The following is a 22,452-nucleotide window of genomic DNA, read 5'->3' as shown; positions in this document are numbered from 1 at the left end:
GCCGCCATGCTGAAGCCTCTGGTGATCCTGCTGGTCATCGGCCTTGGCCTTTGCCTGCCGCGTGCAACGAGCGCCGCAACGCCTCCGCCCCCTTTGCCCGAGGGCGTCTTCCTGCCTATCCAGGTGCATGTCGGCGTCAGGATCCTCAACGTGTCGCGCATCGCGGAAACGGAGGGCGAGGCGTCGATGATGATCGAGCTGACGGAACGCTGGAGAAATCCGGCGCTTGCCTTCGATCCGAAGGTCAGCGGCTTCGGACGCGTCGATACGGTTGGCGACGAGGCGCTGGAGACGCTGTCCAAGATGTGGACGCCCGGAACAGAAATCGAAAATCAGATCGACAAGGCACGCACCGAGGCGATTTCGGTATCGGTTCGCGCCGATGGCACGGTCACCCGCATCAAGCGGATCGATGCCGACTTCCGCGTCGATATCGACATGACCTCATTTCCCTTCGACCATCAGAACCTGACGCTGTCCATGGTCTCGCCGCGCCATCCGGCCGATGAGGTCATCTATGTGATGAACGATATCGACCGGGAAATGTCATCGATCGAAACCGATGTCTCGGCGTCGAATTGGACGGGCACGCGTCTGTCGGTGGTGATGGAGCGTTTTCATGGTTGGAACGCGCGCCCCTTCGTGCGGGTCAAGGCGACGGCCGCAGTCGAGCGGGCCTGGCAATATTACGTGCTGCCGCTGTTCGTGCCGTTTCTGGCGGTGACTTCGGTTGCGGTCTTCATCCTCTGGGCGCGGGTCAGCCTGATCGGCGACAAGGCGCCGATCACCTATTCCGCGCTACTGGCGCTGGCGGCTCTCAGCTTCACCTATGAATCAAGCTTTCCCGGCTCGATCTCGATGAACTCGCCGATCGCGGTCATGGTGTCGCTCGGTTATTTCTATCTGATTGCGGTTCTCCTTGTTGATATCGTGCTGATCTATGCCGATTATCCCGGAAAGCAGCGCTTTCCGCATCTCGAACCCGAGATCCGGGCTTATATCCGGATCGGCATTCCGGTCGTCTTTCTCGCCGTCTGCCTCTCGGTGGCGCTGAACGCCCTGACCTGAGCCTCAGCGTCACAAGACTGTAATGTGGGCCGACTACCTCACACCCTGGAATTGTCCAAACCAAGGAGTGATCGATGACCGACACGAACAAGAACCATCTGTCGTGGGACGAGTGGGATGAATTGCAGAACCCGCCGCCTGCCGTCACCGACTTCGACCTCGTCGTCGAGCGCGCGGTCTCCCGCCGTGGCTTCCTCGGCATCCTCGCCATGGGCTCGGCAGCAGCGGCCATGGGCACCGTCGGCAATCTTTTGAACTCCACCTCGGCCCAGGCACAGGAAGCTGCGTCGCGCTTTCCGTTCAAGCCGATCGCGATTGCGACCGATAACACCGTGCATGTCCCGGAAGGCTACAGCTGGCAGCCGCTGGCCAAGTGGGGCCAGCCGCTGTTTTCAGGCGTCGCCGATATCGATCCGGTCAACGGCGTGTCGCTCGAAGCCTCCGACAAGGTTTTTGGCGAAAACACCGATGGCATGGAACTGTTCATGGTCGGCAATAGCCAGCTCATCGCCGTCAACCATGAGTATGTGAACAACGAGACCAACCTGCCCCACAACGAAAAGGGCATGCCGAAGAGCCTCGACGACGTAAAGATCCTGCAGCACATGCAGGGCGTCACCGTCATGGAAGTGACCGAAGGCGAGAATGGCTGGCAGATCGTCGTCGACAGCAAGTTCAACCGCCGCATTCACCACAACACGCCGATGAAGCTGTCCGGCCCCGCCGCCGGCTCGGATCTGGTGAAGACCGCTGCTGATCCTGCCGGTATCGACTGTCTCGGGACCTTCAACAACTGCGGCGCCGGCAAGACGCCGTGGGGCACCTACCTCACCTGCGAAGAAAACTTCAACGGCTATTTCGGCACCACCACCGCCGACTTCAAGCTGCCTGACGACTACAAGCGCTACGGCATCGTCGCGGAAACGCGCTACGGCTATGAACTGTTCGACGAACGTTTCGACGTGGCAAAGAACCCGAACGAGCCGCGCCGCGCCGGTTACGTCGTCGAGATCGATCCGTCGGACGCCTCTTCGACCCCGATCAAGCGCACGGCGCTGGGCCGCATCAAACACGAGAACGCTGCGGTTGTCGTGGCCCGTGACGGCCGCGTGGTCGTCTATATGGGCGACGATGAGCGTGGCGAGTTCCTCTACAAATATGTCTCCAACGGCATCTATGTCCCGGGGGGCGACACCTCGAAACTCCTCGACGAAGGCACGCTCTACGTTGCCAAGTTCTCCGACGAAGGCACCGGCGAATGGCTGGCCCTGACGCCGGAGACCACCGGCATGAAGCTGGACGAAATCCATGTCTTCACCCGCCAGGCGGCCTCCAAGGTCGGCGCAACGACCATGGACCGTCCGGAATGGGTTGCCACCAATCCGGTTGCCATCGAAGCCTATTGCTGCCTGACCAACAACAGCAATCGCGCTGTTTTGAAGGACGGCAAGATGAAGACCAATGCCGGCGGCGACGTGCTGGAGCTCAACGCCGTCAACCCGCGTGAGGCCAATGAATATGGTCAGATCGTGCGCTGGTATCCTGAGAATGACGACCATGCCGACGGCAAGTTCAAGTGGGATCTGTTCCTGATGGCGGGCAATCCCGCCGTGCACAAGGAAGGCCCCTATGCCGGATCGTCGAACATCAACGAGGGTAACATGTTCAACTCGCCCGACGGCATGATGTTCGATTCGACCGGTCTCTTGTGGATCCAGACCGACGGCGAAGACACCAATGAAGGCGACTTTGCCGGTCAGGGCAACAACCAGATGCTGGCGGGCGATCCCGTCACCGGTCGCATCGAGCGCTTCCTGACCGCGCCGAAGGGTGCTGAGGTCACCGGCCAGACGTGGTCTGCCGACAAGCGCACGCATTTCGTCGGCATCCAGCATCCTGACGCGCCGTTCCCGGATGGCGAAGGCAAGCTGCCGCGCTCGACGATCATTGCCATCAAGAAGGACGACAACGCCCGGATCGGCTGAGATTGACAGGCGGGGGGCAAGCCTCCCCCGCCATCATCCAGAAACAGAAAGGCCGCCGACGGAATATCGTCGGCGGCCTTTCGATTTCGATCGGTCTGCGAGCCTTGGTCAGGCAGCCATTCGTGTCGCGTCGAGTGGAATTTCGACATCGATTTCGAGGATCGACATGTGCTCGTCGCGGTCCATCTTCACCTTCACGCGGTCGCTGTCGACCTGAACGTGTTTGGCAATGACAGCCAGGATTTCTTCGCGCAGCACAGCCACAAGATCTGTCCCCATACTGGATCGTTCATGGGCAAGCAGGACCTGCAGCCGCTCTCGGGCCATGGGCGCCGATTGCTGCTTGCGGAACAGGGAGAAAATGCTCATGCAGCCCTCCGGGCGAAGATCTTGTCGAACAGACCACGCTTTTCACCGGGCATGGTGATCGGTACCTGCTCGCCAGCAAGGCGTCGAGCGGCTTCGAAGTATGCCAGTGCCGGTGCGCTGCGGGCGTCCGCAAGGGTGACCGGCGCGCCGATGTTCGATGCGCGCAGCACATCCATGCTTTCCGGGATGATGCCGAGAAGCGGGATCGACAGGATATCGAGGACGTCCTCGACCTTGAGCATGTCGCCGCGCTGGGCGCGGTTGACGTCGTAGCGGGTGAGGAGCAGGTGCTTCTCCATGCGCTCGCCGCGCTCAGCCTTCAGGGTCTTGGAATCGAGAAGACCGATGATGCGGTCCGAATCGCGGACGGACGAGACTTCCGGATTGGTGACGATCACGGCGACATCAGCGTGGCGCATGGCCAGCGTTGCACCGCGTTCGATGCCAGCAGGGCTGTCGCAGATGATCCAGTCGAAATACTTCTTCAGCTCGTTGATCACCTGCTCGACGCCTTCGGCGGTCAGGTTGTCCTTGTCGCGGGTCTGCGATGCCGGCAGCAGGAACAGCGTTTCGAGCCGCTTGTCGCGGATCAGCGCTTGCGGCAGCTTCGCATCGCCCTGGATGACGTTGACGAGATCGTAGACGACGCGGCGCTCTGCACCCATCACCAGATCGAGGTTGCGCAAGCCCACATCGAAGTCGACGACCACGACCTTTTCGTTGCGCTTGGCCAGCGCAGCACCGAGGGCTGCGGTCGAGGTCGTCTTGCCGACGCCGCCCTTGCCTGATGTAACAACGATCACCTTACCCATGTTCGTCTCCTGTTGATCCCCGGCATGTGTCACGTCATTTTCTCCGCCTTGATGGCATCGCCTTCCAGCCAGAGCTGGACGGGATGACCCCGCAGTTCAGAACTCATGTCGTCGGCCATGGCATAGACGCCGTCGATCGCCACGAGTTCAGATTCGAATTTTCGGCAAAAGATCCGCGCATCGGCATTGCCGACACAGCCGGCCAAAGCCCGACCGCGCAGCGCGCCATAAATGTGCACAGATCCGCCAGCGATGATTTCCGCGCCGGAGGCGACCGAACCGATCACGGTCACGTCGCCCTGCGTATAGATGACCGACTGGCCAGACCGCACCGTCTCGCGCACGATCAGCGACGGTGTCGCCTCACGCGCTTCGACAACAACGGGCGTCGGCGCGGCCACCGGCTTTTCCGAACGCCCGGCGGATTTGGCCGGGACCGGATCGCTCTCGGGCACTTCGTAGTCAGCAGCTGCGCGACCACCCTTCAGGGCGGGCGGCATGCCAGGCTCAATCAGCGACGGGCGACCACCCTCGATACCCATGACGCTGACATTGCGTGCTGCAAGCTCTGCAATCAGCGACTTCAGCTGCGGGCGGTCGGTGTCGATCTCCGAAATGTCGAGAACGACAGGCCTGCCAAGGAAGAAGCCGGCCGAGCGTGCCGCCAGATCGTCGAGGCGGGCCAACCAGTCGTCGAACGGAAGGTCCGGCGTCAGGACGACGGCCAGGAAGGATCTGCCTTTGATGCGGATAGAGCGAGGTTCGGTTAGCACTTTGGTCATCTACGTAAACAAATCGTTGACCATGACTAACTGCGTCGTGGTTAACAAATGGTTAATGCCGGGCGAATGCCGTTAGGGAATGGCCTTGTTCCGGCGACGAAAAAGCCACCTGCGGCAGTTGCTGCAGGTGGCCTCGTAGAAGACATCATCAAGCCTGTGCCGGGCTTACGCCCGCCACATCAGACCACTCAATAATAAGGGGACAGGCACTGCTGACGCGGGCCGTTATACGGCTGGAAGGTGTTGGAGTAGCGGTCGTAGGACCGGTACCGGACCGCACACCAGTCGTAGTGGCGCGGATTGAGACCAGCAGACGGCGCCACCGGACGCGGCTGGCTGGCAATGGCGCCACCGATGATCGCACCAGCCGCAAAGGCTGCCAGCGGATACCAGTAGCCATTGTGATAACGATAACCGGCGCGGCGATCACGATAGCCGCGGTGACCGCGATAATAGCCGTGACGTTCGTAACGATCATAACGCTCGTAACGGTCGCGACGATACTGAACCTGCGTTGCTTCCGAGCTGACGCTGACCGGTGCGTTTGGGCGAACAACGGTCGCTGCCTGAGCCGGCACGAGGCTGCCCAGCGCCATCACGGCTGCGAGCGCGAGGGTTGCGGTATGCTTCAATGCAGTCTTCATGATATTTCTCCCTGCATGTTTTCGAGATCTCTACGCTTGCGAGAGCTTCGCGCTGATCTTGACCCGAGGTTATCGGCCACCGCCTGAACTGAGGATTAACATCCTATTCACCAGTTTTCACGGTGGATCACGAAACCTGGCGTGCGCCAGCCCTGTTTAACGGCGAGAACAGCCGGATGTTCCATGCATATCGGGAGAAACATGGAGGGCAGCAGCCCTCCAGTCAGGCGTATCGAAGGCGGCGATGCCGGACCGCCGCCTTCACATGAAGGAATCTTGTCTCAGGCCTCGATCTCGATGTCGCCTTTCGGGCGCGAACAGCAGGCAAGGATGTAGCCCTCGTCGATCTCGTCGTCGAGAATGCCGCCATTGTGGTCCATCTCGACCTCGCCGGACAGCTTCATCACCTTGCAGGTGCCGCAAAGGCCAGACTCGCAGGCTGCGCCGATGCGAACGCCGGCGGCACGCGCCGCCTGCAGCACGGTATGGCCCGGCGCACAAAGACCGTCCTTGCCCGACATGGCAAAGGTGACCTTGGTTGCCGCTTCGCCGTCCGAATGGTCGGCGACCACGATCGGCAGTTCCGGCTTGACTGGCTGGAAGGCTTCCTCGTGATACTGCTTCATGTCGAAGCCGGCGCCTTCAAGCGCTTCACGAACGGTTGCCATGAAGGGCGCCGGTCCGCAGCAGAACACGGTGCGCTCAAGGAAGTCAGGCGCCAGGAGTGCGATCTTCGCCTTGTCGATACGACCCTTCAGGCCCGACCAGAGCTGGCCGCGCGACACTTGCTCGACAATGAAGCCGAGCGTGAGATGCGGCATCTCGCGCGCCTTGGCCTCCAGCTCCCAGCGAAAGATGATGTCATCAGGGGAGCGGGCACAATTGAGGAAGGTGATATCGCTATCGGGTGCCCGATCTGCCATGTCGCGGGTCATCGACACCATGGGCGTGATGCCGGAGCCGGCGGAGATGAAGAGGTATTTCCTGCCCGGGTGCTTTGCATAGGAGAAGTCACCCAGCGGCCCGATCGCCTTCAGCGCCATGCCCGGCTTCAGGTGATCGAACATCCAACGCGTGCCGATGCTGTCGGCCTGCGCCTTGACCGTGACCGCCACCGTATAGGGACGAGACGGGCTCGACGACAGGGTATAGGTGCGCATCACCGGCTCGGGGCCGACAGGGATTTCGAGCGTCACGAACTGGCCGGGCAGATAACGGAACCAGAGGCCGGGCTTGTTCGGCTTGAAGGTGAAGGTCATCACGTCGGGGGCTTCCGGCGTGACGGCAACACACTCAAGGAGATGCTCCCGGTCGGACCAGGGGCGCATCTCATCGACATGGCGATACTGGGTGACGGCGATATTCATCTCACGCCACCGCTGTCAGGCGGGCCTTGTCGCCCTGCAAGCGGTTGATCATGAAGGTCGTGTACCATTCGACGAACTGCATCACGCCGCCTTCGTGGTCCACCGAGTAAGGACCGGGCTCATAGGCCGGCGAGCGGATGCCGAAAGCATTTTCTTCGACGATCGACCGGTCCTGATCATTGGTCATGTTCCAGACATGGGTCAGTTCCTCGAGGTCGTAGTCAACGCCTTCGACTGCATCCTTGTTGACCAGCCAGGTGGTGGTGACGGCGGTTTCCTCAGCCGAGAGCGGCAGCACGCGGAAGGAAATCGCATGGTCGCCAAGAATGTGGTTCCAGGTCGTCGGATAGTGGAAGAGCAGCATGGTGCCGATATGGCTGATCGGGACCTCGGCCGAGAGCGGCTTCTTCACCGCACGCTTGCCGGACATGGTGTAGCTTTCGGCATCCTGGATCAGAGGCATGCGGGCGGTGCGGAACTGGCCGGACGGGTCCATCTTGAACTCGGACGGCAGGCCTGCAGCTTCGCAGCGCGCCCAGTGTTCGGAGATGAACGGGTCGTCGCCTGCACCCTGCACGCCGGTTGCGGTCGGGGCTTCCGGATAAGTGCGGCAGAGCTCCGGGTGATTGCCGGCGCAGTGATAGCACTCGCGGTTGTTTTCCCAGACGAGCTTCCAGTTGCCCTTCTCGATGATGGTGTTCTGGTGGGCAACCTTCGCCTCCCACAGCCGGTGCGGCTTCATGTAGGGCTCGATCGAGGCGCGGACGGGGGCGAAATCGGGGGCATCATTGGCCAGGCAGATGAAGATGTAGCCGGCGACGCTTTCGCAATGCACGGTCTTCAGGCCGAATTCGCTCTTGTCAAAGGTTTCGCCCATCTGGCGGGCAAAGACGAGCGAGCCATCGAGATCGTAGGTCCACTGGTGATAGGGACAGACGAGCTTGGCAGATGCGCCGCGATCCTGGGTGCAGACGCGGTGGCCGCGATGGCGGCAGGTGTTGTGGAAGGCCCGGATGACCTGATCCTTGCCGCGCACCATGACGACGGGATAATCGCCGATCTGTGCGGTGAAATAATTGCCGGCGCGCGGGATTTCGCAATCATGGCCGACAAACAGCCAGTCGCGATACCAGATCTGCTCCATATCGAGCTTGAAGTAATCCTGGTCGATATAGAAGGGCTGCTCAAGGGAGAAACCCTCGCGGCGGTTTTTGAGCTGTCGCAGTATCGTCGCCTGCAGGTCCATGTCGTCCTCGTTTAAGCGCTGGCGGAGAAGAGCGGAGAAGGATCGCCCCGCTTCCTTGGGAAGCGGACCTGACGCATCTCCGGCCGCCCTCCGCGACCTTGAATGTTCGTTTCCCGAGGCTGGTTTCCGGGCTAAGGAGTGGTCCATTCACGGACCGCGCCGGCGCCTTCCCAGGGTTGCCCCCAGTGGCCTTTTGCCGAAGCGCATTCTCCACCACCGTTGCGGGGGCAGCGCCGGATTTTGACCGGCTTCCCGATTTCCACCCTCCCTAGCTGGGCGGCACCTCGAGCTTGGGTTCATCTAATCACACGGTCGAAATTCTCGCCGCACTGCGAAACGACACGGTCGGAAGTGTTTGCGACATGTCGCAACTTCGCTTGTCCAGCGCCCGTGGAGAAATTTTCGTTACTTTACTTGCGTCTAAGCAATGCCGCATTCCGGACGACAGGTCACGATGGCGCAAAATGGCCAACGGCGGAGATGTTTTGAGCTTTTGCGACTGGCAAGCTTCGGGAAACGTGTTTCAGCGATACTATCTGCAAATCGCCATCAATCAGGCTGCGTCGAGCTTTTCTCGCGCGCGTCTGTCAGGGCCGGGATATCGACATGCAGAAACTCAGATATTACGCATCGCCAAAGAAAAGCGACGCGAAGGCGCTGGCCAAGGCACAGCATACCGAGTTCTTGCGCACAGGTCGCATTTCGCGCAGCCGCGAGGACTGGCTGGCAGATGAACGACGCTATCTGACCTATGAAGAAGTTGCCGAGCGAACGGGCAAGCGGCTTGAGGCAGCAGCCGAGACGACCCATGCGCGCATCAACGCGGTGCACCGCGACATCCGCTTTCCAAAACTCATCTTCCACCGCACGCTGAACAACAGCCCGCATCTGGGCTATTGCCATGTGACTGCAGCACGGACGAACTTCGCGCAATATGCCGATGTGCGCTGGGCCTTCTATATCGCCAACTTCGTGGCAGAGCTCGGCGGCAGCGAATCCTTCTTCGACCAGATCCGGCAGAGCTATGCCCGTATGTATTTCGCCGTCGCGATGAAGCCGGAGGCGGAAACCAAGGCAATGGCGATCGACCGGACGGTGCGCGAGAATGGCCTCTTGTTCACCACGCAGGACCCACAGGAAGCTCTGCGTAACGTGTTGATGCTGGGCGCCCGCAACGCGGAATTGCGCAAAATCATTCAAAAGCTCTGAGCGACGGACAGGCCACATTCGCAGCAGCGGTCTCCCTGTTCACCACCAAACATCCGAATTCCGTGGATGTCCGGAGGTCGGGACAGCGCCTGTGCGCAAATTTTCACCACGACGAAAATCGCTCACTTTTTCAGCCACTTTATCCGAAAATTCCCATAACCGAAAATTGCAGTTAACTGTGAAAAGTTACAGTTGCCACCGTTACAGAGGCATCCAAGGGGACATTCTTTCCCATGCAAAAGCATATATATTTCGAGACGGCCCGGACATCGCAACCCGCACGCAACAACAAGGCTTCCGACTACCTCAGACACGGTCCCTTTGCGCAACATCTGGAAGACTGGGTTCCAGACGAACGCCGCTATCTGACTTATGAAGAAGTCGCTGAGCGCACGGGCCGCAGGCTGGAGGCAGCGGGGGTAAAGACACACAAGCAGATCAACAGTTTCCACCGTTCGATCCAGTTTCCGAAGATGATCTTTCACCGGACGCTCGATGAAATTCCCCATCTCGGCTACTGCCACGTCACGGCAGCTCACACGTCATCCCGCAAGTTTTCCAAGGTCCGATGGGCGTTTTACATCGCCAATTTCCAGGCGGAAATCGGCGATGACCGGCAATTCTTTCGTCACATCAAACCGAATTATGACCGGATGTATTTCGCTGTCGCTATCCGCCCCGACAAGGAAGCGAGTGCCATGACCCTTGACAAGAGCGTGCGCGACAACGGCCTGCTGTTCAACACACGCGACCCCAAACAAGCGCTGAAGAACGTCCTGATGCTCGGAGCCCGCGACGAGGCTCTGCGCGCCATCATCGCAAAGATGTGAGCGGGGCCTCGGTGCGCTGATCGGGCTCGATCATGCGCCGAAGCCGCCGACCGGCTTCTTCTTGTAGAGCAGCCAGTCCTTGGACACATAGTCATTGGCGCCGTAGATGGTGACCGTATCGCCGCCATTGGTGCGCGATGTGGCCAGCGCCTTGTCGGCGAAATTGGTGAAATCGAAGGCGTTCGGGGCCTGCTCGGAGAAGCAGATGCCGAAGGACATGGTGAGCTGGCCGAGGCTTCGGCCGCCATTCGAGCCCACCAGCGAACTGGCCTTCAGCTTGGCGCGAACGAGATCGACCACACGGGAGATCTCGTCACGGTCGGATGTATAGAGCAGAAGACCGAAACGGCCACCGTCGAAGCGGCAGGCAAGGTCTCCACCGCCCGACACGGCCTCCAGCACCTTGCCGACCTGGAGAAGGAAGCGCTCGGCCACAGCCGGGCCCATCTGCTCCTGAATGCGGACATAGTCATCGATTTCACCGATTGCGACGCCACACAGCACGGGCATATCGGCATTGGAATAGATCTTGGCGACCGCCTTGTTGAAGGCGCGGCGGCTGGCAAGCCGGGTGACCGGATCGACGAATTTTGCGGCCTCTGCCTCTTCGGCCTCGCGCTGCATGTCGGCCAGCGACGCGGTCTTGTCGACCACGGCCCGCACAACATTGCTGTTCTGATGCGCGCGTTTCTCGGTTGCGGCCTTCAGCATCTTGATCGACTGGCCGAGCGGCGTGCCTTCCAGATCGACCTCGGTCATGATCGACTTCGAGGCATGGCCGATAACGCGACCATAGTCCGTCAGGGAGATCTTTTCCTCGTTAAGCAGCGTGATGAAGTTGCTCATCTCGGCGCGCACCTGGCCGTTCTGGCGGGCCAGCAGGCCATCTTCGTGGTGGTGGGGCAGATAACGGCGGCCCAGTTCGTCGAGCGCTTCCTGCGTCTTGACCTTGCCCAGCGCGATGAAATCGCGAACCAGTTCCGGATTGTTGCCCGAATAGGCTTCATAAACGAGTTCGTAATTGCGCGGCAGGCCATCGATGCCCATCTGGTGCATGGCGGTGGCGACCCGAAGCGCAATGCTGGTGGCAGGATTCTTGACTTGCTGCATCTGATGGTTCCCACTTGAGGCATTCTTGTCCCTTGCATGCCACCTAAACAGAAGACTTCTTTCTTTCAGTTACATCGACAGCTAAAATTGTAAGGAATTCTGCTCCCTTAAATTTCAACGGGCTAAAATTCGTCGGATCACCGCGACAAAAACCCATTTGATCCTCAGGAGCCGAACGCGCTAAGGACGGTGGAAACAAAGCCCGGACGGTGCGAATGGCCAAGATGATTGCAATCGGCGATGTGGGAAGTGAAGCACGGGCAGCGGCAATCGGTGCTGCGGTCACGGTGCTTTCGCACGCGCGACCAATCGCCATACCGACCGAGACGGTCTATGGACTTGCAGCCGATGCCTGCAATCCGGCGGCCATCACCGCAATCTATGAAACCAAGGGACGGCCGCGCTTCAACCCGCTGATCTGCCACATGGCCGATCTTGCCATGGCGGAGACGCATGCGGTCTTTGATCCCTTGTCGCGGCGGCTGGCCGAGCGATTCTGGCCGGGACCGCTAACGCTCGTCCTGCCGCTTCGGTCGACCTCCCCCATTCATCCGCTGGCGACCGCCGGTCTCGACAGTGTCGGGATTCGCGTGCCGGAGGGCTTTGCCGGCGAGCTGATCGCCCGCTTCGGTCGACCGCTCGCCGCCCCCAGCGCCAATTCCTCCGGCCGGATCAGCCCGACAACTGCGGCGCATGTCGAGGCCGATCTCGGCGACAGGATCGAACTCGTCATCGATGGCGGCCCCTGCCCCGTCGGTGTGGAATCGACGATCCTCAAGGTCGAGGACGGACGCATCCGCCTGTTACGGCCGGGCGGCATTTCGGTCGAAGCGATCGAAAGCGTGACGGGCATGTCGGTTGAGCGGCCGAAGGCGGCGGGTACGGCGGCCATTGAGGCCCCAGGCATGCTGGCCTCCCACTATGCCCCGAATGCCCCTGTTCGTCTGAAGGCCGACAGGATCGAGGCCCGCGAGGCGCTGATCACGTTCGGTGGGCGGCGGATCGACGGCGACGACACGGCGGCCCTGGTGCTCGACCTTAGCCCTGCCGGCGACCTTGCCGAGGCAGCGAGCCATCTCTTTGCCTATCTGAAACAGGCCGATGCATCGGGCTCCTCTGGCATTGCTGTCGTATCCATTCCCGACACCGGCCTCGGTGAGGCGATCAACGACCGGCTGATGCGGGCGGCGGCCCCACGCGACATGCCTCTGGAACAGGACGAGAGCCTCGGATGACGCTTGCGAAAACGGATATCAAGACGGACACCATGACTGCAGAGCTGTTGCAGGCCTTCATCGACATTGTCGGCGCTGGAAATGCGCTGACCTCGGCCGAGGACATCCGCCCATATCTCACGGAAAATCGCGGGCTCTATCATGGGGTTTCGGCGCTGGTACTGAAGCCCGGCACGACTGCGGAAGTCTCGTCGATCATGGCACTGGCGAGCCAGAGCGGAACGCCGATCGTGCCGGTCAGCGGCCGGACCGGCCTTGTCGGTGGGCAGGTGCCGCGCGAAGGCGGTCAGGACATTCTTCTGTCGCTTGAACGGATGAACCGGATCCGCGAAGTCGATCCCGTTGCCGATGTGATGGTGGTCGATGGCGGGGCGATCCTTGCAGAGGTCCAGAAGGCCGCCGAAGCACATGACCGTCTCTTTCCGCTGTCGCTCGGTTCGGAAGGTTCCTGCCGGATCGGCGGCAATCTCGCGACCAATGCCGGCGGCACGGCAGTGCTTGCCTATGGCAATATGCGCCAGCTCTGCCTCGGGCTGGAGGTCGTTTTGCCAACCGGCGAGATCTGGGATGGCTTGCGGCGGCTGAAGAAGGACAATAGCGGTTATGATCTGCGCGACCTCTTCATCGGCGCGGAAGGCACGCTGGGCGTGATCACCGGGGCGGTGCTGAAGATGGTGCCGCGTCCACGCGGGCGGCAGGTCGCCTATGCCGGGCTTGCGTCGCCGGAGGCCGCCCTTCACCTGTTCGAGACGGCATCGCAACGCTGTGGCTCGGCGCTGACCGGTTTCGAGCTGATGCCACGCATCGGCATCGAGTTCACCACGAAACATATTCCCGGCGTGCGCGATCCGCTCAACTCGATCCATCCCTGGTATGCGTTGATCGACATCTCGACCTCGGATTCGGCCGAGACCGCAGAAACCATGATGCAGGATCTGCTTGCCGACGCCTTTGAGGCGGGGCTTGTGGCGGATGCGGCCATTGCCAGTTCGATCGCCCAGCAGGACGCCTTCTGGCATTTGCGCGAAAGCATGTCCGAAGCCCAGCGACCCGAGGGCGGTTCGATCAAGCACGATGTCTCGGTGCCGATCTCGCGCATTCCGGCCTTCCTGGCAGATGCGGATCTGGCGGTGCATGCGCTGATGCCCGATGCGCGGATCTGCGCCTTCGGCCATCTCGGCGACGGCAATATCCATTACAACATCAGCCAGCCCGTTGGCGCCGACAAGGCCGCATTCATCGCGCGGTGGCGGGACATGAATGCCGTTGTGCATGCAGTCGTGCACCAGCATGGCGGCTCGATTTCCGCCGAGCATGGAGTTGGACAGCTGAAGCGCGATGAGCTTTCGGCCAGCCGGCCGGCGATCGAGACCGAGTTGATGCGCCGGATCAAACAGGCATTTGACCCTGCCGGCATCATGAATCCCGGCAAGGTGATCTCCTGAGATGAGCACTGTCCTGACATGACCGGCAAGACGCGCCTGACGCTCCGGATCGATCTCGACAACGGCGCGCGGCTCGGGCCGGGAAAGGCGCAATTGCTGGCGCTGATTGCCGAGCATGGGTCGATCCGGGCGGCGGGTTCGGCCATCGGCATGTCCTATCGGCGCGCCTGGCTGCTCGCCGACGAGATCAACCGGATGTTCAAGGAACCCTCCATCTTTACCCGGCATGGGGGAAAGAGCGGCGGCGGCGCGGGGCTGACGGCTTTCGGCGAAGCGCTTCTTGCGCGTTGCCGGCAAATGGAATTGCTGAGCCGTGCGGCACTCGCCGACGACATCGCCTGGCTCGAAGACAAGCTCGACCCCGGCTTCACCGCGGCACGCGCGCCGCATCCAGCGGACGACGAGGGCTGACCCCGCTCAGGCTTTTACCCGTTGCGGCTGTCGGAACAGGCTCTCCGGGGCAAGCGACACCGTCTTGAAGAGAAGCTGGACCGCCATCCCTGGCACAAGTCCCAACTGGTCGGCGGAGCGCCGCGTGACGTCCGCCAGCACGGCCTGTCCGGCACAATCGACGGTCAGCCTGATACTCGCTTCGCCACGATCCTCCGCCCGTATCAGCGTGCCGGCCAGCCGATTGAGTGTCGAGAGGCCCTCGGCCGATCCCGTTGCGACGACGATGTCGGACACCGGCACGAAAACGCGCAGGCGCGTGCCGGGGGCGAGATCGGCCTGTCGGAGGAAGATCGGGCCAGCGGGCGATTGCGCCTCGGTCAGCCGATCAGCCGGATGATGCCGGGTGATCACCGCCTCGATGAAGTTACCGGCCGGCAGTTCGCCTGATCCTTTCGACACCATGGCCAGAACGGCGTCGGGTTCACCAATGGCGGCCGTCCGGCCGCTGTCGAAGGTCACGAGCGCCGTGGCGAGACGTGCCACCTCTTCACGCGCGTGGCTGACATAGAGGATGGGGACTGAGAATTCGTCGCGCACGCGCTCGATGTAAGGCAGGATCTGCGCCTTCAGGCCGGCGTCCAAGGCCGACAATGGTTCATCCATCAACAGCAGCTTCGGGCTTGCCATCAGCGCTCGGCCAAGAGCGACGCGCTGCTTTTCCCCGCCAGAGAGGGCTGCCGGTGCGCGGTCGAGCATCGTCTCGATGCCGAGCATGGCGGCAATGCGGTCGAGATTTTCACGGCGCTCTGCCTTTGGCAGAAGCCGCTCGCCATAACGCAGGTTCTGGTGAACGGAGAGATGCGGGAAAAGACGGCCCTCCTGGAAGACATAGCCGATACGGCGGCGATACGGCGGCATATGGATGCCCTTTGCCGTATCGCTCCAGATCTCACCGTTGAAGCTGATGCGACCCTCGCCTGGCCGGATGAGGCCGGCAATGATGTTGACCAGCGTCGTCTTGCCGGAGCCGGAGGGGCCGAAGAAGGCGGTGAGCCCTGCTCCGACGGCAAGATCGGCTGCAAGCGTGAAATCCCCCTGGCGATGGTGAATGGAGATTTCGAGCATCACAGGGCTCCCAGGCGGGCAGCGAGCCGTCGCGACAGGATTTCGGAGGCGATGAGGGCAGCGAGCGAAAGCGCAATCGAAATCAGCGTCAGACGCATGGCGGCCAGATCGCCGCCAGGCACTTGCGTATAGGTGTAGATCGCCGAGGCGAGCGTCTGGGTTTCGCCGGGAATGTTGGAGACGAAGGTGATCGTCGCGCCGAATTCGCCCATGGACTTGGCAAAGGCGAGGATTACACCGGCAGCGATACCGGGCAGAACCAGCGGCAGGGTTACCGTCAGGAACACGATCGGCGGCGGCGCGCCAAGCGTGCTGGCTGCCGCTTCGAGCCTTTGATCGACGGCATCCAGCGACAGGCGGATCGAGCGGACCAGCAGCGGAAAACCCATGACGGCCGCGGCAAGGGCCGCACCGGTCCAACGGAAGGAGAAGGTGAGGCCCAGCGTTTGCTCAAGGAAGGCGCCCACCGGTCCACGCCTGCCAAAGGAAATCAGCAGAAGATAGCCGGTGACGACAGGCGGCAGGATAAGCGGCAGATGCACAAGCCCGTTGAGGAGCGTCTTGCCCCAGAAATCGCGGCGCGACAAAAGCCAAGCCACGACGATCCCGAGCGGCAGGGAGAAGGCAACGGCGACAGCCGCGACCTTCAGGCTCAGGAGCATGGCGGTCCATTCTTCGGCCGTCAGCGTCAACAGGGGCATCCCGGTTCAGGGTTCATCGGACGGATCAATTCGTGTCGGCGAGCACCGAGAAACCGGCAGCGGTGAAGATGGCACGGGCATCCGCACCCCGCAAGTGCGCGAGGAAATCCGCCGCCACCGGGCTCTTGCTCTCCGTCGTCAGTGCCGCCGGGTAGACGATGGCCGGATGGCTGGTCTCAGGGAAACGATCGATGATCACGACGCCCGGATCGACCTTCGCGTCCGTTTCGTAGACGATGCCGAGCGGCGCTTCATGGCGCGAGACAAGCAGCAGCGCGGAGCGCACGTTTTCGGCCTGCGCCACCTTGTCTTTGACGCTGTCCCAGACGCCCAGGCTCTCAAGCGCTGCCTTGCCATAGGTGCCGGCCGGAACCGCATCGACATTGGCCATGGCAAGACGGCCGTCACCCAGCAGTGTGGCGAGCGGGAAGCCATCGGCTATCGTCGCCGTGACGCCAGCGTCCTTGGGGGCGACCAGCACAATACGGTTGCCAAGAAGGTTGACGCGCGTGTCGCTCCTCACCTCTCCTGCCCTGTCGAGATAGTCCATCCATTTGAGGTCTGCCGAGATGAAGATATCTGCCGGCGCGCCCTCCTCGATCTGTTTTGCGAGCGCCGAACTGCCGGCGAAGGACAGAACGACCGCGTTGCCGGTTTTTGCTTTCCAGTCTGCGGCAATCTTTTCCACGCTCTCCTTGAGGCTGGCGGCGGCGAAGACCGTGACCTTGTCCGCTGCGGCGGCCGGCAGGGCGAGGGTCGCCAGTGCGAGCATGGCAAGCACCGGAGACAGGACAAACTTCAGACGACGAAACACGGAGAGCTCCTATCGATATATTCCAACGGATACATCGATAGCCAAAACAAAACCCGCCGACAAGGGTGCGGCGGGTTTGAAACCGGATCAGACCTTCAATTGGGCCAGGCTCATCAAAAGATCAGCGGAAATACCCGTGCTCCCGCCGCCTGTCAGCACGGTGAGTGCCGAGGAGCTCACATCGGCATTCTCGACATCATACATGGCCGTGAAACGCTGGATGAAGCGCTCCATCTTCTCCGGATCCTGCAGTTCCTGGAGATCGAGATTGTCCTCGATGACCTTTGCCTGCATGTCCACGTCCATGTTGGAAAACTCATCCGAGTATCCGAAGGTGATGCGGAAGACTTCCATCAGGGCGTCATCGGCAATCAGGCTGTAGGCGTCGGTCACGTCAGGTGCGGCGCGCTGGAAGTAGAGGGCAAGACGCACGGCTTCGTTGCTTTCGCCTTCGGTTTCTTCAAGCGTCTGGCGGAGATAGGCGTTTACCGTTTCCATCGTCTCGCCGCGCTGCTGCACGGTGCCCGCAGTATCACGGGTCAGATTGCCCTCGGCGTCGAAGTTGAAGGAGGCAACCATCTCGGCCCAGCGGCTCTCCGTCTGGGTGAAGACGAAGCTCTTCGGATCGGAAAGATCCGAATTGAAGATCTGCTTCAGGAAGTCGTCGGTCACCTCCTCCGGATCGAAGCCGAAGGCACCGAGGACGACATCAACGACGTCCCGGTCGGCCAGAAGCTCGTCGACGGTGGTAATCGTCTGGATCTTCTCCTGATAGGCCTCGGCCTTTTCCGTCGCAGCAGTCTGCGCAGCCGTCTTTTCATCGCCCTCTAGGAAACGGATCTGGCTGATAATGTATTCCTTGGCGATCAGGGTCGCGCTCAGGGTATTCTGTGCCTGGATCGGGATCGAGGCCTTGCCTTCGCTGTCGAAGTTGAAGAGCTTCGACATCTCGATCAGGCGGCTGTCCTTCGACTTGTTGGCATAGCTGTTCGGATCGGTGAAGTCGCTGGTCAGCGCCTTCTTCAGCTCGCTATTGGTGAATTCACCGGCTTCAAAACCGAAGGTGCGCTGAAGGACGAGGAGCAGCGTCGTGTCCTTCAGAATGTCCTCGACCTTTTCGACCTCGGCCATATTGGTGGTGAAGAGGTCGGTCAGCGCCGTCTTCTTGGTTTCGTCCTCATCGTCGTAATACGTGGAGAAGCCCGAATTCGTCGTGGCGAGCTGGGTGCTGCTCTGAGCGTTGCCAGCAGTCACCGTACCGTCGGTCGCGAAATTGAAGGCATCCGCGACGGCGACCCATGCCGAACCGCCATTGGTAATCGCATAATTATCGGATGCGCTGGTATCGCTGGTGACGATCTGCTCGAAGGTCGACGCCGAAACCGACGTGCCGAGCTGGAAAGCGGTTTTTACGTAGGAGAACAGCCGTGCATCGGAGGTCAGCTCGCTAACACTGGTGATGGTCGCGATTTTCGATTCGTAGTAGGCGCGTTCGCGCTGTCGGTAGTAATCCGTGACATAGATCTGCTCCTCCTCGACATAGAGGGAGACCGTGGATTCTTTCTGAGCCGCCGTCTGGGCGGTCGCACCCGACAGGGTACCATCCGCATTGAAGCTGAAGGCCTTGGCAAGCGCGAGGAAATTGGCGGCGTCTGCAGCACCGTTGGTGACGAGCTGGTTGACGTAGCTGTCCGGATCCGAGGTGTCGCTGGTCAGGATCTGCTTCAAATGATCCTTCGTGTAATAGGTGCCGTCGATCCCGTAGGCGTTCAGCGCCACATCCATGAGGCGGCTGTTGTTGACGAGACCGGAGACATTGGTGATCGTGTCGATGACGTTCTCATAATAGTAGCTTTCGGTCGCCAGCGTATCGCTCTGGGCCGTCAGCGAGGCCTCATATTTCTCGAGCATCAGCTTCTGCTGAGCGTCTGTCTGCGAATCCGCTGTCTGGGAATTAAACTGGAAGGCGGCGGCGAAATCGCGGTAGCGCTCGTCGCTCAGCTGATTGGCGAAGCTCTCATCATCCGACAGGTCGCTTTCCAGCACCTTCTTCATGAAGGCCTTGGCATAGGTCATCTCTTCGAGACCATGCGCCTTCATCGCGTAGGAATAGAGCTGGTAGTCGTCGAGGAATTCGTCGACCGAGTTCACGTTGCCGATATTCGCCTTGAAGTACTCTGTCTGGCGCGCCACGACGCTGTCCGAAGCCACGCGGTTGATGGCCGCTTTCAGGTCGCGATTGACCAGATTATAGCTCAGATAGGTGGAGACCATGACGTTCCTCGACAGGTGGACAGGCTTCTGCGAGTGGCAGTATGCGCCCAAATCCTTGCGCCAAGCTTTATGACTTCGTGAAAACTGCCGGGAATGCTGGGTTCGGAGATCCGGCCGCGGCGGGCTCCGGGCGTGGATGCGTTCCGCAGTGGAACAAGGCGGACAGGTTTTCACATTTTCGAAACCTTGCCCGGTACGACAATGCTAACCATCTGGCCGTGCAAGATTTTCTTTACTGCATCTTTTAAGCGGTCTCCAACGGCCGCTCGCTATCTTGAGGCCACAGAGGACGAAAAGTCCCGATGAGGCGGGCTCATGAAGAGCCTCTCGGTAAAACAAGGGTAGCATGAAGATGACGAACACGGTTTTGAAGCCAGCCTGGGCAGGCGCGACATTGCGACTTGACCCTTCGCGGTTCCCGCAGCAGGTAACCTATGCATTGCGTGGAGCCGCCGGCGACGTCACGATCACCATCGACGATCGCGGCGCCGTTTTGCGCAAGATCCTTGCCGGAAGCGGTCTGCCGCTTTCCTTCGCACTCCCCGCCCGCGCCTTCAAAGGCGTGGCAGCCCGCGCCATAGACCATGGCGATGGCGAAGTGACCGTGACGCTGGAACTGCATCACGACGATCCGGAACTCTGCATCCCGCTGCTTGTGGCGCATGACCTTTGCGACATTGCCGCTGACTGGCGCAACTGGGCGGAAGCCTTCCGCATTCCGATGCTGATGGTCGAGGCCGATGGCGTCGCCCGCCCGCTCGAAGAACATATCGGCGATGTGCGCAGCCGCGAAACGCAGCCGCGCCGCCGCCACTCCTATTTTGCGGAACGCAGGCCACGTTTCCTCGTGCGTCGTTCGACCGGCAAGCTCGGCGTAACCATGAAGATTTCCGGCAAGGAAATCATCGCCCGCAACTGATTGCCGTCCCAGGACTGAACAGCGAAAGGCCCGGATGGCGACATCCGGGCCTTTGTTCGTTTGCAGAACCGACAATGGAACTGTCTCGCTGCGGGACAATGCCCGGCTTTTCCACAGGTCAATCCTCATTCTTTCGCCGTGAGCCGTGAGCCGTGAGAGCGAAACAGGCTCAGGCGAAGGGAAGCGAGACCACCAGTCCGACGAAGAGAATGAGGCCAATGCGGCCGTTCGACTTAAACAGCGACAGGCACTGCGCGCCATCATCGATATCGAGCACCCGGATCTGCCAGGCAAAGAGGCCGGCTGCCACAAGAAGTGCGAGGATCGCCGGGAAAGCGACACCGGCTGAGATGAAGGATGCCAGCAGCAGGATCAGCGTCAGCCCGTAGAGGCCGGCGAGCCAGATCTTGGTGTCGTCGCCGAACAGCCGTGCGGTGGAGCGAACGCCAACCAGGGCGTCATCCTCCTTGTCCTGATGGGCATAGATTGTGTCGTAACCGATCGTCCAGGCGACAGCGCCGCAATAGAGCAGGACGGCCGAGAGCGAGAGCGTGCCGTGAAGACCGGCCCAGCCCATCAACCCACCCCAGGAAAAGGCGAGGCCGAGAAAGAATTGCGGCCAGTCGGTAAAACGCTTGGCGAAGGGATAGATGGCGACGATCGCAAGCGACAGGATTCCGAGCACGATCGAGAAGCCGTTAAAGCAGAGCAGAACCGCAAGCCCCACCAGTGCCTGCAGGAGCATGAAGATCTTGGCATCGCGCCGGGTGACGCGACCAGAGGGGAGTGGCCTCGAGCGTGTGCGCGCCACCTGATCATCGATCTCATGGTCGACCAGATCATTATAGGTGCAGCCGGCGCCGCGCATGGCGACCGACCCGACAAAAAACAGGACAAGGTGGAAGGCGAAAAGTGGCACACTGAGACGACCTTCGGCGGCAAGCACATTGGCCGCCAGGGCAGACGACCAGAAACAGGGCCACATCAACAGCTCCCAGCCGATCGGGCGATCCCATCGAGCGAGCTGCGCATAGGGCCAGATCCATCGCGGCAGGGCGCGATAGACGAAATTGTCGGACGGGGCGTCACTGACGCGGTCAAGGTTCGGATCAACTGTGCTCATGGCCCACTGATAGGCCATGGCCCGACGGAAGAAAACCGTTCGCCCCCTTCAGCAAGATGAATTTCGGCTGCGACAGATGGTCAGTCGAAGCTGACGCCGAACTTGTAGCTGGCCGACAGGCCGAACATCAGCTGGTTCTTGCTGCCACGTTCCTGAACCAGGCTGGAATCGGCGACAGGGCCGGCAAGCCGCTTGTATTCGGTAAAGGCGCTGACCTGCAGCTTATCTGTGGCATTCCAGGTGATCGCACCGCCCGCACCATAGGAGGTGATCCCGCCCTCCGGATCATATTGCGAAAGGCCGGAGGCTGCGGACTCCGTGGCGTTCACGCCGTAGTAGGCCTCGGTATAGCCGCTGGTGGCATAGCTCATCCGCGGGCCGGCGGAGACGCGAAGATCCGGCGCAATATCGGTAAAGGCATCAAGCGCGACATCGGCAACAAGGCCGTCATGCGCACGGAAGCCCTGGCGGATTTCGGCCCGGGCGCGCAGGTAGTCTGTCATGTAGAGATCGGCAAAGGCACCGACCTCACCACCCCACTTGACCTCGGAGAGGCCACGAAGCGCATCATCGGTATCGGCATCACGACCGGGCACGAACTTGCCGACGACACCGGCGCGCAGGACATCGGTATCGTAGATGGCAAAGGAGGGATTGTCATTGCGCGAGGAAAAGCGCGGCGCACCGCCACGGCCGACCGAGATGATCGGTGAGAAGAAAAACTTGCGATCCTTCGAGCCCTCGAAGGTCGGCGCGGATATGCCGGAGCCGCCAAGTGTCAGATACCAATTGCCGGAGAATAGGCCTTCGGCGACAGCGGGCGTTGCTGCAAGCGCCAATGCAATTGTCAGCACATGGCTTGATGGGCACTTGCGCATGATAACCCCCCCCGATAACGCGATACTTGGGCACCGGCAGGAGACGGCGCGATGCCTCAATATTGCCTGAATTCGTTACGGGAACTTTAACCACGTCGTGGCCCGCCCGGCGCATGCTGGATG

General features: G+C 61.0%; 21 protein-coding genes and 1 riboswitch. Of the genes, 8 read left to right on the top strand and 13 right to left on the bottom strand.

All coding sequences use genetic code 11. The features are described from left to right. The first annotated feature begins 6 nt into the window (after positions 1-6). Positions 7-1,068, top strand: coding sequence for a neurotransmitter-gated ion-channel ligand-binding protein (locus ACSV9I_RS06430; protein WP_438327958.1), 1,062 nt, complete (start codon positions 7-9; stop codon positions 1,066-1,068). Between the two features lie 74 nt (positions 1,069-1,142). Further along, positions 1,143-3,053: a PhoX family protein gene (locus ACSV9I_RS06425; RefSeq protein ID WP_438327956.1), complete on the top strand. Its 1,911-nt coding sequence runs from the start codon at positions 1,143-1,145 to the stop codon at positions 3,051-3,053. 108 nt (positions 3,054-3,161) lie between these two features. Here ACSV9I_RS06425 and minE read toward each other — a convergent pair whose 3' ends face one another. The 6 genes from minE to ACSV9I_RS06395 all read right to left on the bottom strand — a co-directional run bounded on the left by minE (position 3,162) and on the right by ACSV9I_RS06395 (position 8,273). Next, positions 3,162-3,422, bottom strand: a complete 261-nt coding sequence (gene minE / locus ACSV9I_RS06420; RefSeq protein ID WP_054156569.1) for a cell division topological specificity factor MinE — start codon at positions 3,420-3,422, stop codon at positions 3,162-3,164. Further along, positions 3,419-4,234: a septum site-determining protein MinD gene (minD, locus tag ACSV9I_RS06415; RefSeq protein ID WP_054156796.1), complete on the bottom strand. Its 816-nt coding sequence runs from the start codon at positions 4,232-4,234 to the stop codon at positions 3,419-3,421. Before minD ends, minE begins: the two co-directional genes overlap by 4 nt. Positions 4,235-4,263: 29 nt before the next feature. After that, positions 4,264-5,016 (bottom strand): septum site-determining protein MinC, encoded by a 753-nt coding sequence (gene minC / locus ACSV9I_RS06410; protein ID WP_054156568.1) that lies wholly within the window; start codon positions 5,014-5,016, stop codon positions 4,264-4,266. Between the two features lie 188 nt (positions 5,017-5,204). Further along, complete coding sequence (locus ACSV9I_RS06405) at positions 5,205-5,660, bottom strand: BA14K family protein (protein WP_054156567.1); 456 nt, start codon at positions 5,658-5,660, stop codon at positions 5,205-5,207. A 281-nt stretch (positions 5,661-5,941) separates the two neighbouring features. Continuing rightward, positions 5,942-7,027 carry a hybrid-cluster NAD(P)-dependent oxidoreductase gene (locus tag ACSV9I_RS06400; RefSeq protein ID WP_054156566.1) on the bottom strand — a complete coding sequence of 362 codons (1,086 nt, stop codon included), beginning with the start codon at positions 7,025-7,027 and terminating at the stop codon, positions 5,942-5,944. A gap of 1 nt (position 7,028) precedes the next feature. Beyond that, positions 7,029-8,273, bottom strand: coding sequence for an aromatic ring-hydroxylating oxygenase subunit alpha (locus ACSV9I_RS06395; RefSeq protein ID WP_438327954.1), 1,245 nt, complete (start codon positions 8,271-8,273; stop codon positions 7,029-7,031). Positions 8,274-8,373: 100 nt separating this feature from the next. After that, positions 8,374-8,575, bottom strand: a riboswitch (cobalamin riboswitch). A 304-nt stretch (positions 8,576-8,879) separates the two neighbouring features. On the opposite strand from ACSV9I_RS06395, the gene ACSV9I_RS06390 reads away from it, so the two are divergent. Together ACSV9I_RS06390 and ACSV9I_RS06385 are read left to right on the top strand one after the other, a co-directional pair. Continuing rightward, positions 8,880-9,482 (top strand): DUF6656 family protein, encoded by a 603-nt coding sequence (locus tag ACSV9I_RS06390; protein ID WP_438327953.1) that lies wholly within the window; start codon positions 8,880-8,882, stop codon positions 9,480-9,482. A gap of 233 nt (positions 9,483-9,715) precedes the next feature. Next, a complete protein-coding gene (locus ACSV9I_RS06385) occupies positions 9,716-10,312 on the top strand; it encodes a DUF6656 family protein (RefSeq protein WP_438327952.1) in 597 nt (198 codons plus the stop codon). A 30-nt stretch (positions 10,313-10,342) separates the two neighbouring features. On the opposite strand, the gene ACSV9I_RS06380 is transcribed toward ACSV9I_RS06385, so the two are convergent. Next, positions 10,343-11,422 carry a GGDEF domain-containing protein gene (locus ACSV9I_RS06380; protein WP_438327951.1) on the bottom strand — a complete coding sequence of 360 codons (1,080 nt, stop codon included), beginning with the start codon at positions 11,420-11,422 and terminating at the stop codon, positions 10,343-10,345. A 215-nt stretch (positions 11,423-11,637) separates the two neighbouring features. Between ACSV9I_RS06380 and ACSV9I_RS06375 the strand changes: the two genes are divergently transcribed. Genes ACSV9I_RS06375 through ACSV9I_RS06365 form a run of 3 tightly spaced genes read left to right on the top strand, consistent with a single transcriptional unit; the run spans position 11,638 to position 14,513 of the window. Next, positions 11,638-12,657, top strand: a complete 1,020-nt coding sequence (locus tag ACSV9I_RS06375) for an L-threonylcarbamoyladenylate synthase (protein ID WP_438327949.1) — start codon at positions 11,638-11,640, stop codon at positions 12,655-12,657. Then, positions 12,654-14,102 (top strand): FAD-binding oxidoreductase, encoded by a 1,449-nt coding sequence (locus ACSV9I_RS06370; protein ID WP_438327947.1) that lies wholly within the window; start codon positions 12,654-12,656, stop codon positions 14,100-14,102. Before ACSV9I_RS06375 ends, ACSV9I_RS06370 begins: the two co-directional genes overlap by 4 nt. Before the next feature lie 18 nt (positions 14,103-14,120). Next, complete coding sequence (locus ACSV9I_RS06365; RefSeq protein WP_438327945.1) at positions 14,121-14,513, top strand: winged helix-turn-helix domain-containing protein; 393 nt, start codon at positions 14,121-14,123, stop codon at positions 14,511-14,513. 6 nt (positions 14,514-14,519) lie between these two features. Here ACSV9I_RS06365 and modC read toward each other — a convergent pair whose 3' ends face one another. The 4 genes from modC to ACSV9I_RS06345 all read right to left on the bottom strand — a co-directional run bounded on the left by modC (position 14,520) and on the right by ACSV9I_RS06345 (position 19,409). Continuing rightward, positions 14,520-15,620 (bottom strand): molybdenum ABC transporter ATP-binding protein, encoded by a 1,101-nt coding sequence (gene modC / locus ACSV9I_RS06360; protein ID WP_438327943.1) that lies wholly within the window; start codon positions 15,618-15,620, stop codon positions 14,520-14,522. Beyond that, positions 15,620-16,321 (bottom strand): molybdate ABC transporter permease subunit, encoded by a 702-nt coding sequence (gene modB, locus ACSV9I_RS06355; RefSeq protein WP_438327942.1) that lies wholly within the window; start codon positions 16,319-16,321, stop codon positions 15,620-15,622. Before modB ends, modC begins: the two co-directional genes overlap by 1 nt. Positions 16,322-16,346: 25 nt before the next feature. Further along, positions 16,347-17,093 carry a molybdate ABC transporter substrate-binding protein gene (modA, locus tag ACSV9I_RS06350; RefSeq protein WP_438328530.1) on the bottom strand — a complete coding sequence of 249 codons (747 nt, stop codon included), beginning with the start codon at positions 17,091-17,093 and terminating at the stop codon, positions 16,347-16,349. Between the two features lie 129 nt (positions 17,094-17,222). Continuing rightward, positions 17,223-19,409 carry a DUF1217 domain-containing protein gene (locus tag ACSV9I_RS06345; protein WP_438327940.1) on the bottom strand — a complete coding sequence of 729 codons (2,187 nt, stop codon included), beginning with the start codon at positions 19,407-19,409 and terminating at the stop codon, positions 17,223-17,225. 352 nt (positions 19,410-19,761) lie between these two features. On the opposite strand from ACSV9I_RS06345, the gene ACSV9I_RS06340 reads away from it, so the two are divergent. Continuing rightward, positions 19,762-20,328 carry a DUF6101 family protein gene (locus ACSV9I_RS06340; RefSeq protein ID WP_438328529.1) on the top strand — a complete coding sequence of 189 codons (567 nt, stop codon included), beginning with the start codon at positions 19,762-19,764 and terminating at the stop codon, positions 20,326-20,328. A 169-nt stretch (positions 20,329-20,497) separates the two neighbouring features. On the opposite strand, the gene ubiA is transcribed toward ACSV9I_RS06340, so the two are convergent. Together ubiA and ACSV9I_RS06330 are read right to left on the bottom strand one after the other, a co-directional pair. Continuing rightward, positions 20,498-21,451, bottom strand: coding sequence for a 4-hydroxybenzoate octaprenyltransferase (ubiA, locus tag ACSV9I_RS06335; protein ID WP_438327939.1), 954 nt, complete (start codon positions 21,449-21,451; stop codon positions 20,498-20,500). An 80-nt stretch (positions 21,452-21,531) separates the two neighbouring features. After that, the gene (locus tag ACSV9I_RS06330; RefSeq protein WP_438327938.1) at positions 21,532-22,329 is read right to left on the bottom strand and encodes a MipA/OmpV family protein; all 798 of its coding nucleotides are present in this window, start codon (positions 22,327-22,329) and stop codon (positions 21,532-21,534) included. Positions 22,330-22,452 lie beyond the last annotated feature (123 nt).

The sequence above is a fragment of the Rhizobium sp. G187 genome (assembly GCF_051549525.1).
Classification (GTDB): domain Bacteria; phylum Pseudomonadota; class Alphaproteobacteria; order Rhizobiales; family Rhizobiaceae; genus Allorhizobium.
This window is presented reverse-complemented; position numbering and strand designations above follow the sequence as displayed.

Excerpts from the sequence above, each read along its gene's own strand:
- modA (WP_438328530.1), bottom strand. The coding sequence starts at position 17,093 with ATGCTCGCACTGGCGACCCTCGCCCTGCCGGCCGCCGCAGCGGACAAG.
- ACSV9I_RS06430 (WP_438327958.1), top strand. The coding sequence starts at position 7 with ATGCTGAAGCCTCTGGTGATCCTGCTGGTCATCGGCCTTGGCCTTTGC.
- modB (WP_438327942.1), bottom strand. The coding sequence starts at position 16,321 with ATGCCCCTGTTGACGCTGACGGCCGAAGAATGGACCGCCATGCTCCTG.
- ubiA (WP_438327939.1), bottom strand. The coding sequence starts at position 21,451 with ATGAGCACAGTTGATCCGAACCTTGACCGCGTCAGTGACGCCCCGTCC.
- ACSV9I_RS06330 (WP_438327938.1), bottom strand. The coding sequence starts at position 22,329 with ATGCGCAAGTGCCCATCAAGCCATGTGCTGACAATTGCATTGGCGCTT.
- minE (WP_054156569.1), bottom strand. The coding sequence starts at position 3,422 with ATGAGCATTTTCTCCCTGTTCCGCAAGCAGCAATCGGCGCCCATGGCC.
- minC (WP_054156568.1), bottom strand. The coding sequence starts at position 5,016 with ATGACCAAAGTGCTAACCGAACCTCGCTCTATCCGCATCAAAGGCAGA.
- ACSV9I_RS06390 (WP_438327953.1), top strand. The coding sequence starts at position 8,880 with ATGCAGAAACTCAGATATTACGCATCGCCAAAGAAAAGCGACGCGAAG.
- ACSV9I_RS06365 (WP_438327945.1), top strand. The coding sequence starts at position 14,121 with ATGACCGGCAAGACGCGCCTGACGCTCCGGATCGATCTCGACAACGGC.
- ACSV9I_RS06380 (WP_438327951.1), bottom strand. The coding sequence starts at position 11,422 with ATGCAGCAAGTCAAGAATCCTGCCACCAGCATTGCGCTTCGGGTCGCC.
- ACSV9I_RS06385 (WP_438327952.1), top strand. The coding sequence starts at position 9,716 with ATGCAAAAGCATATATATTTCGAGACGGCCCGGACATCGCAACCCGCA.
- ACSV9I_RS06375 (WP_438327949.1), top strand. The coding sequence starts at position 11,638 with ATGGCCAAGATGATTGCAATCGGCGATGTGGGAAGTGAAGCACGGGCA.
- ACSV9I_RS06395 (WP_438327954.1), bottom strand. The coding sequence starts at position 8,273 with ATGGACCTGCAGGCGACGATACTGCGACAGCTCAAAAACCGCCGCGAG.
- ACSV9I_RS06400 (WP_054156566.1), bottom strand. The coding sequence starts at position 7,027 with ATGAATATCGCCGTCACCCAGTATCGCCATGTCGATGAGATGCGCCCC.
- minD (WP_054156796.1), bottom strand. The coding sequence starts at position 4,234 with ATGGGTAAGGTGATCGTTGTTACATCAGGCAAGGGCGGCGTCGGCAAG.
- modC (WP_438327943.1), bottom strand. The coding sequence starts at position 15,620 with ATGCTCGAAATCTCCATTCACCATCGCCAGGGGGATTTCACGCTTGCA.
- ACSV9I_RS06340 (WP_438328529.1), top strand. The coding sequence starts at position 19,762 with ATGACGAACACGGTTTTGAAGCCAGCCTGGGCAGGCGCGACATTGCGA.
- ACSV9I_RS06425 (WP_438327956.1), top strand. The coding sequence starts at position 1,143 with ATGACCGACACGAACAAGAACCATCTGTCGTGGGACGAGTGGGATGAA.
- ACSV9I_RS06345 (WP_438327940.1), bottom strand. The coding sequence starts at position 19,409 with ATGGTCTCCACCTATCTGAGCTATAATCTGGTCAATCGCGACCTGAAA.
- ACSV9I_RS06370 (WP_438327947.1), top strand. The coding sequence starts at position 12,654 with ATGACGCTTGCGAAAACGGATATCAAGACGGACACCATGACTGCAGAG.
- ACSV9I_RS06405 (WP_054156567.1), bottom strand. The coding sequence starts at position 5,660 with ATGAAGACTGCATTGAAGCATACCGCAACCCTCGCGCTCGCAGCCGTG.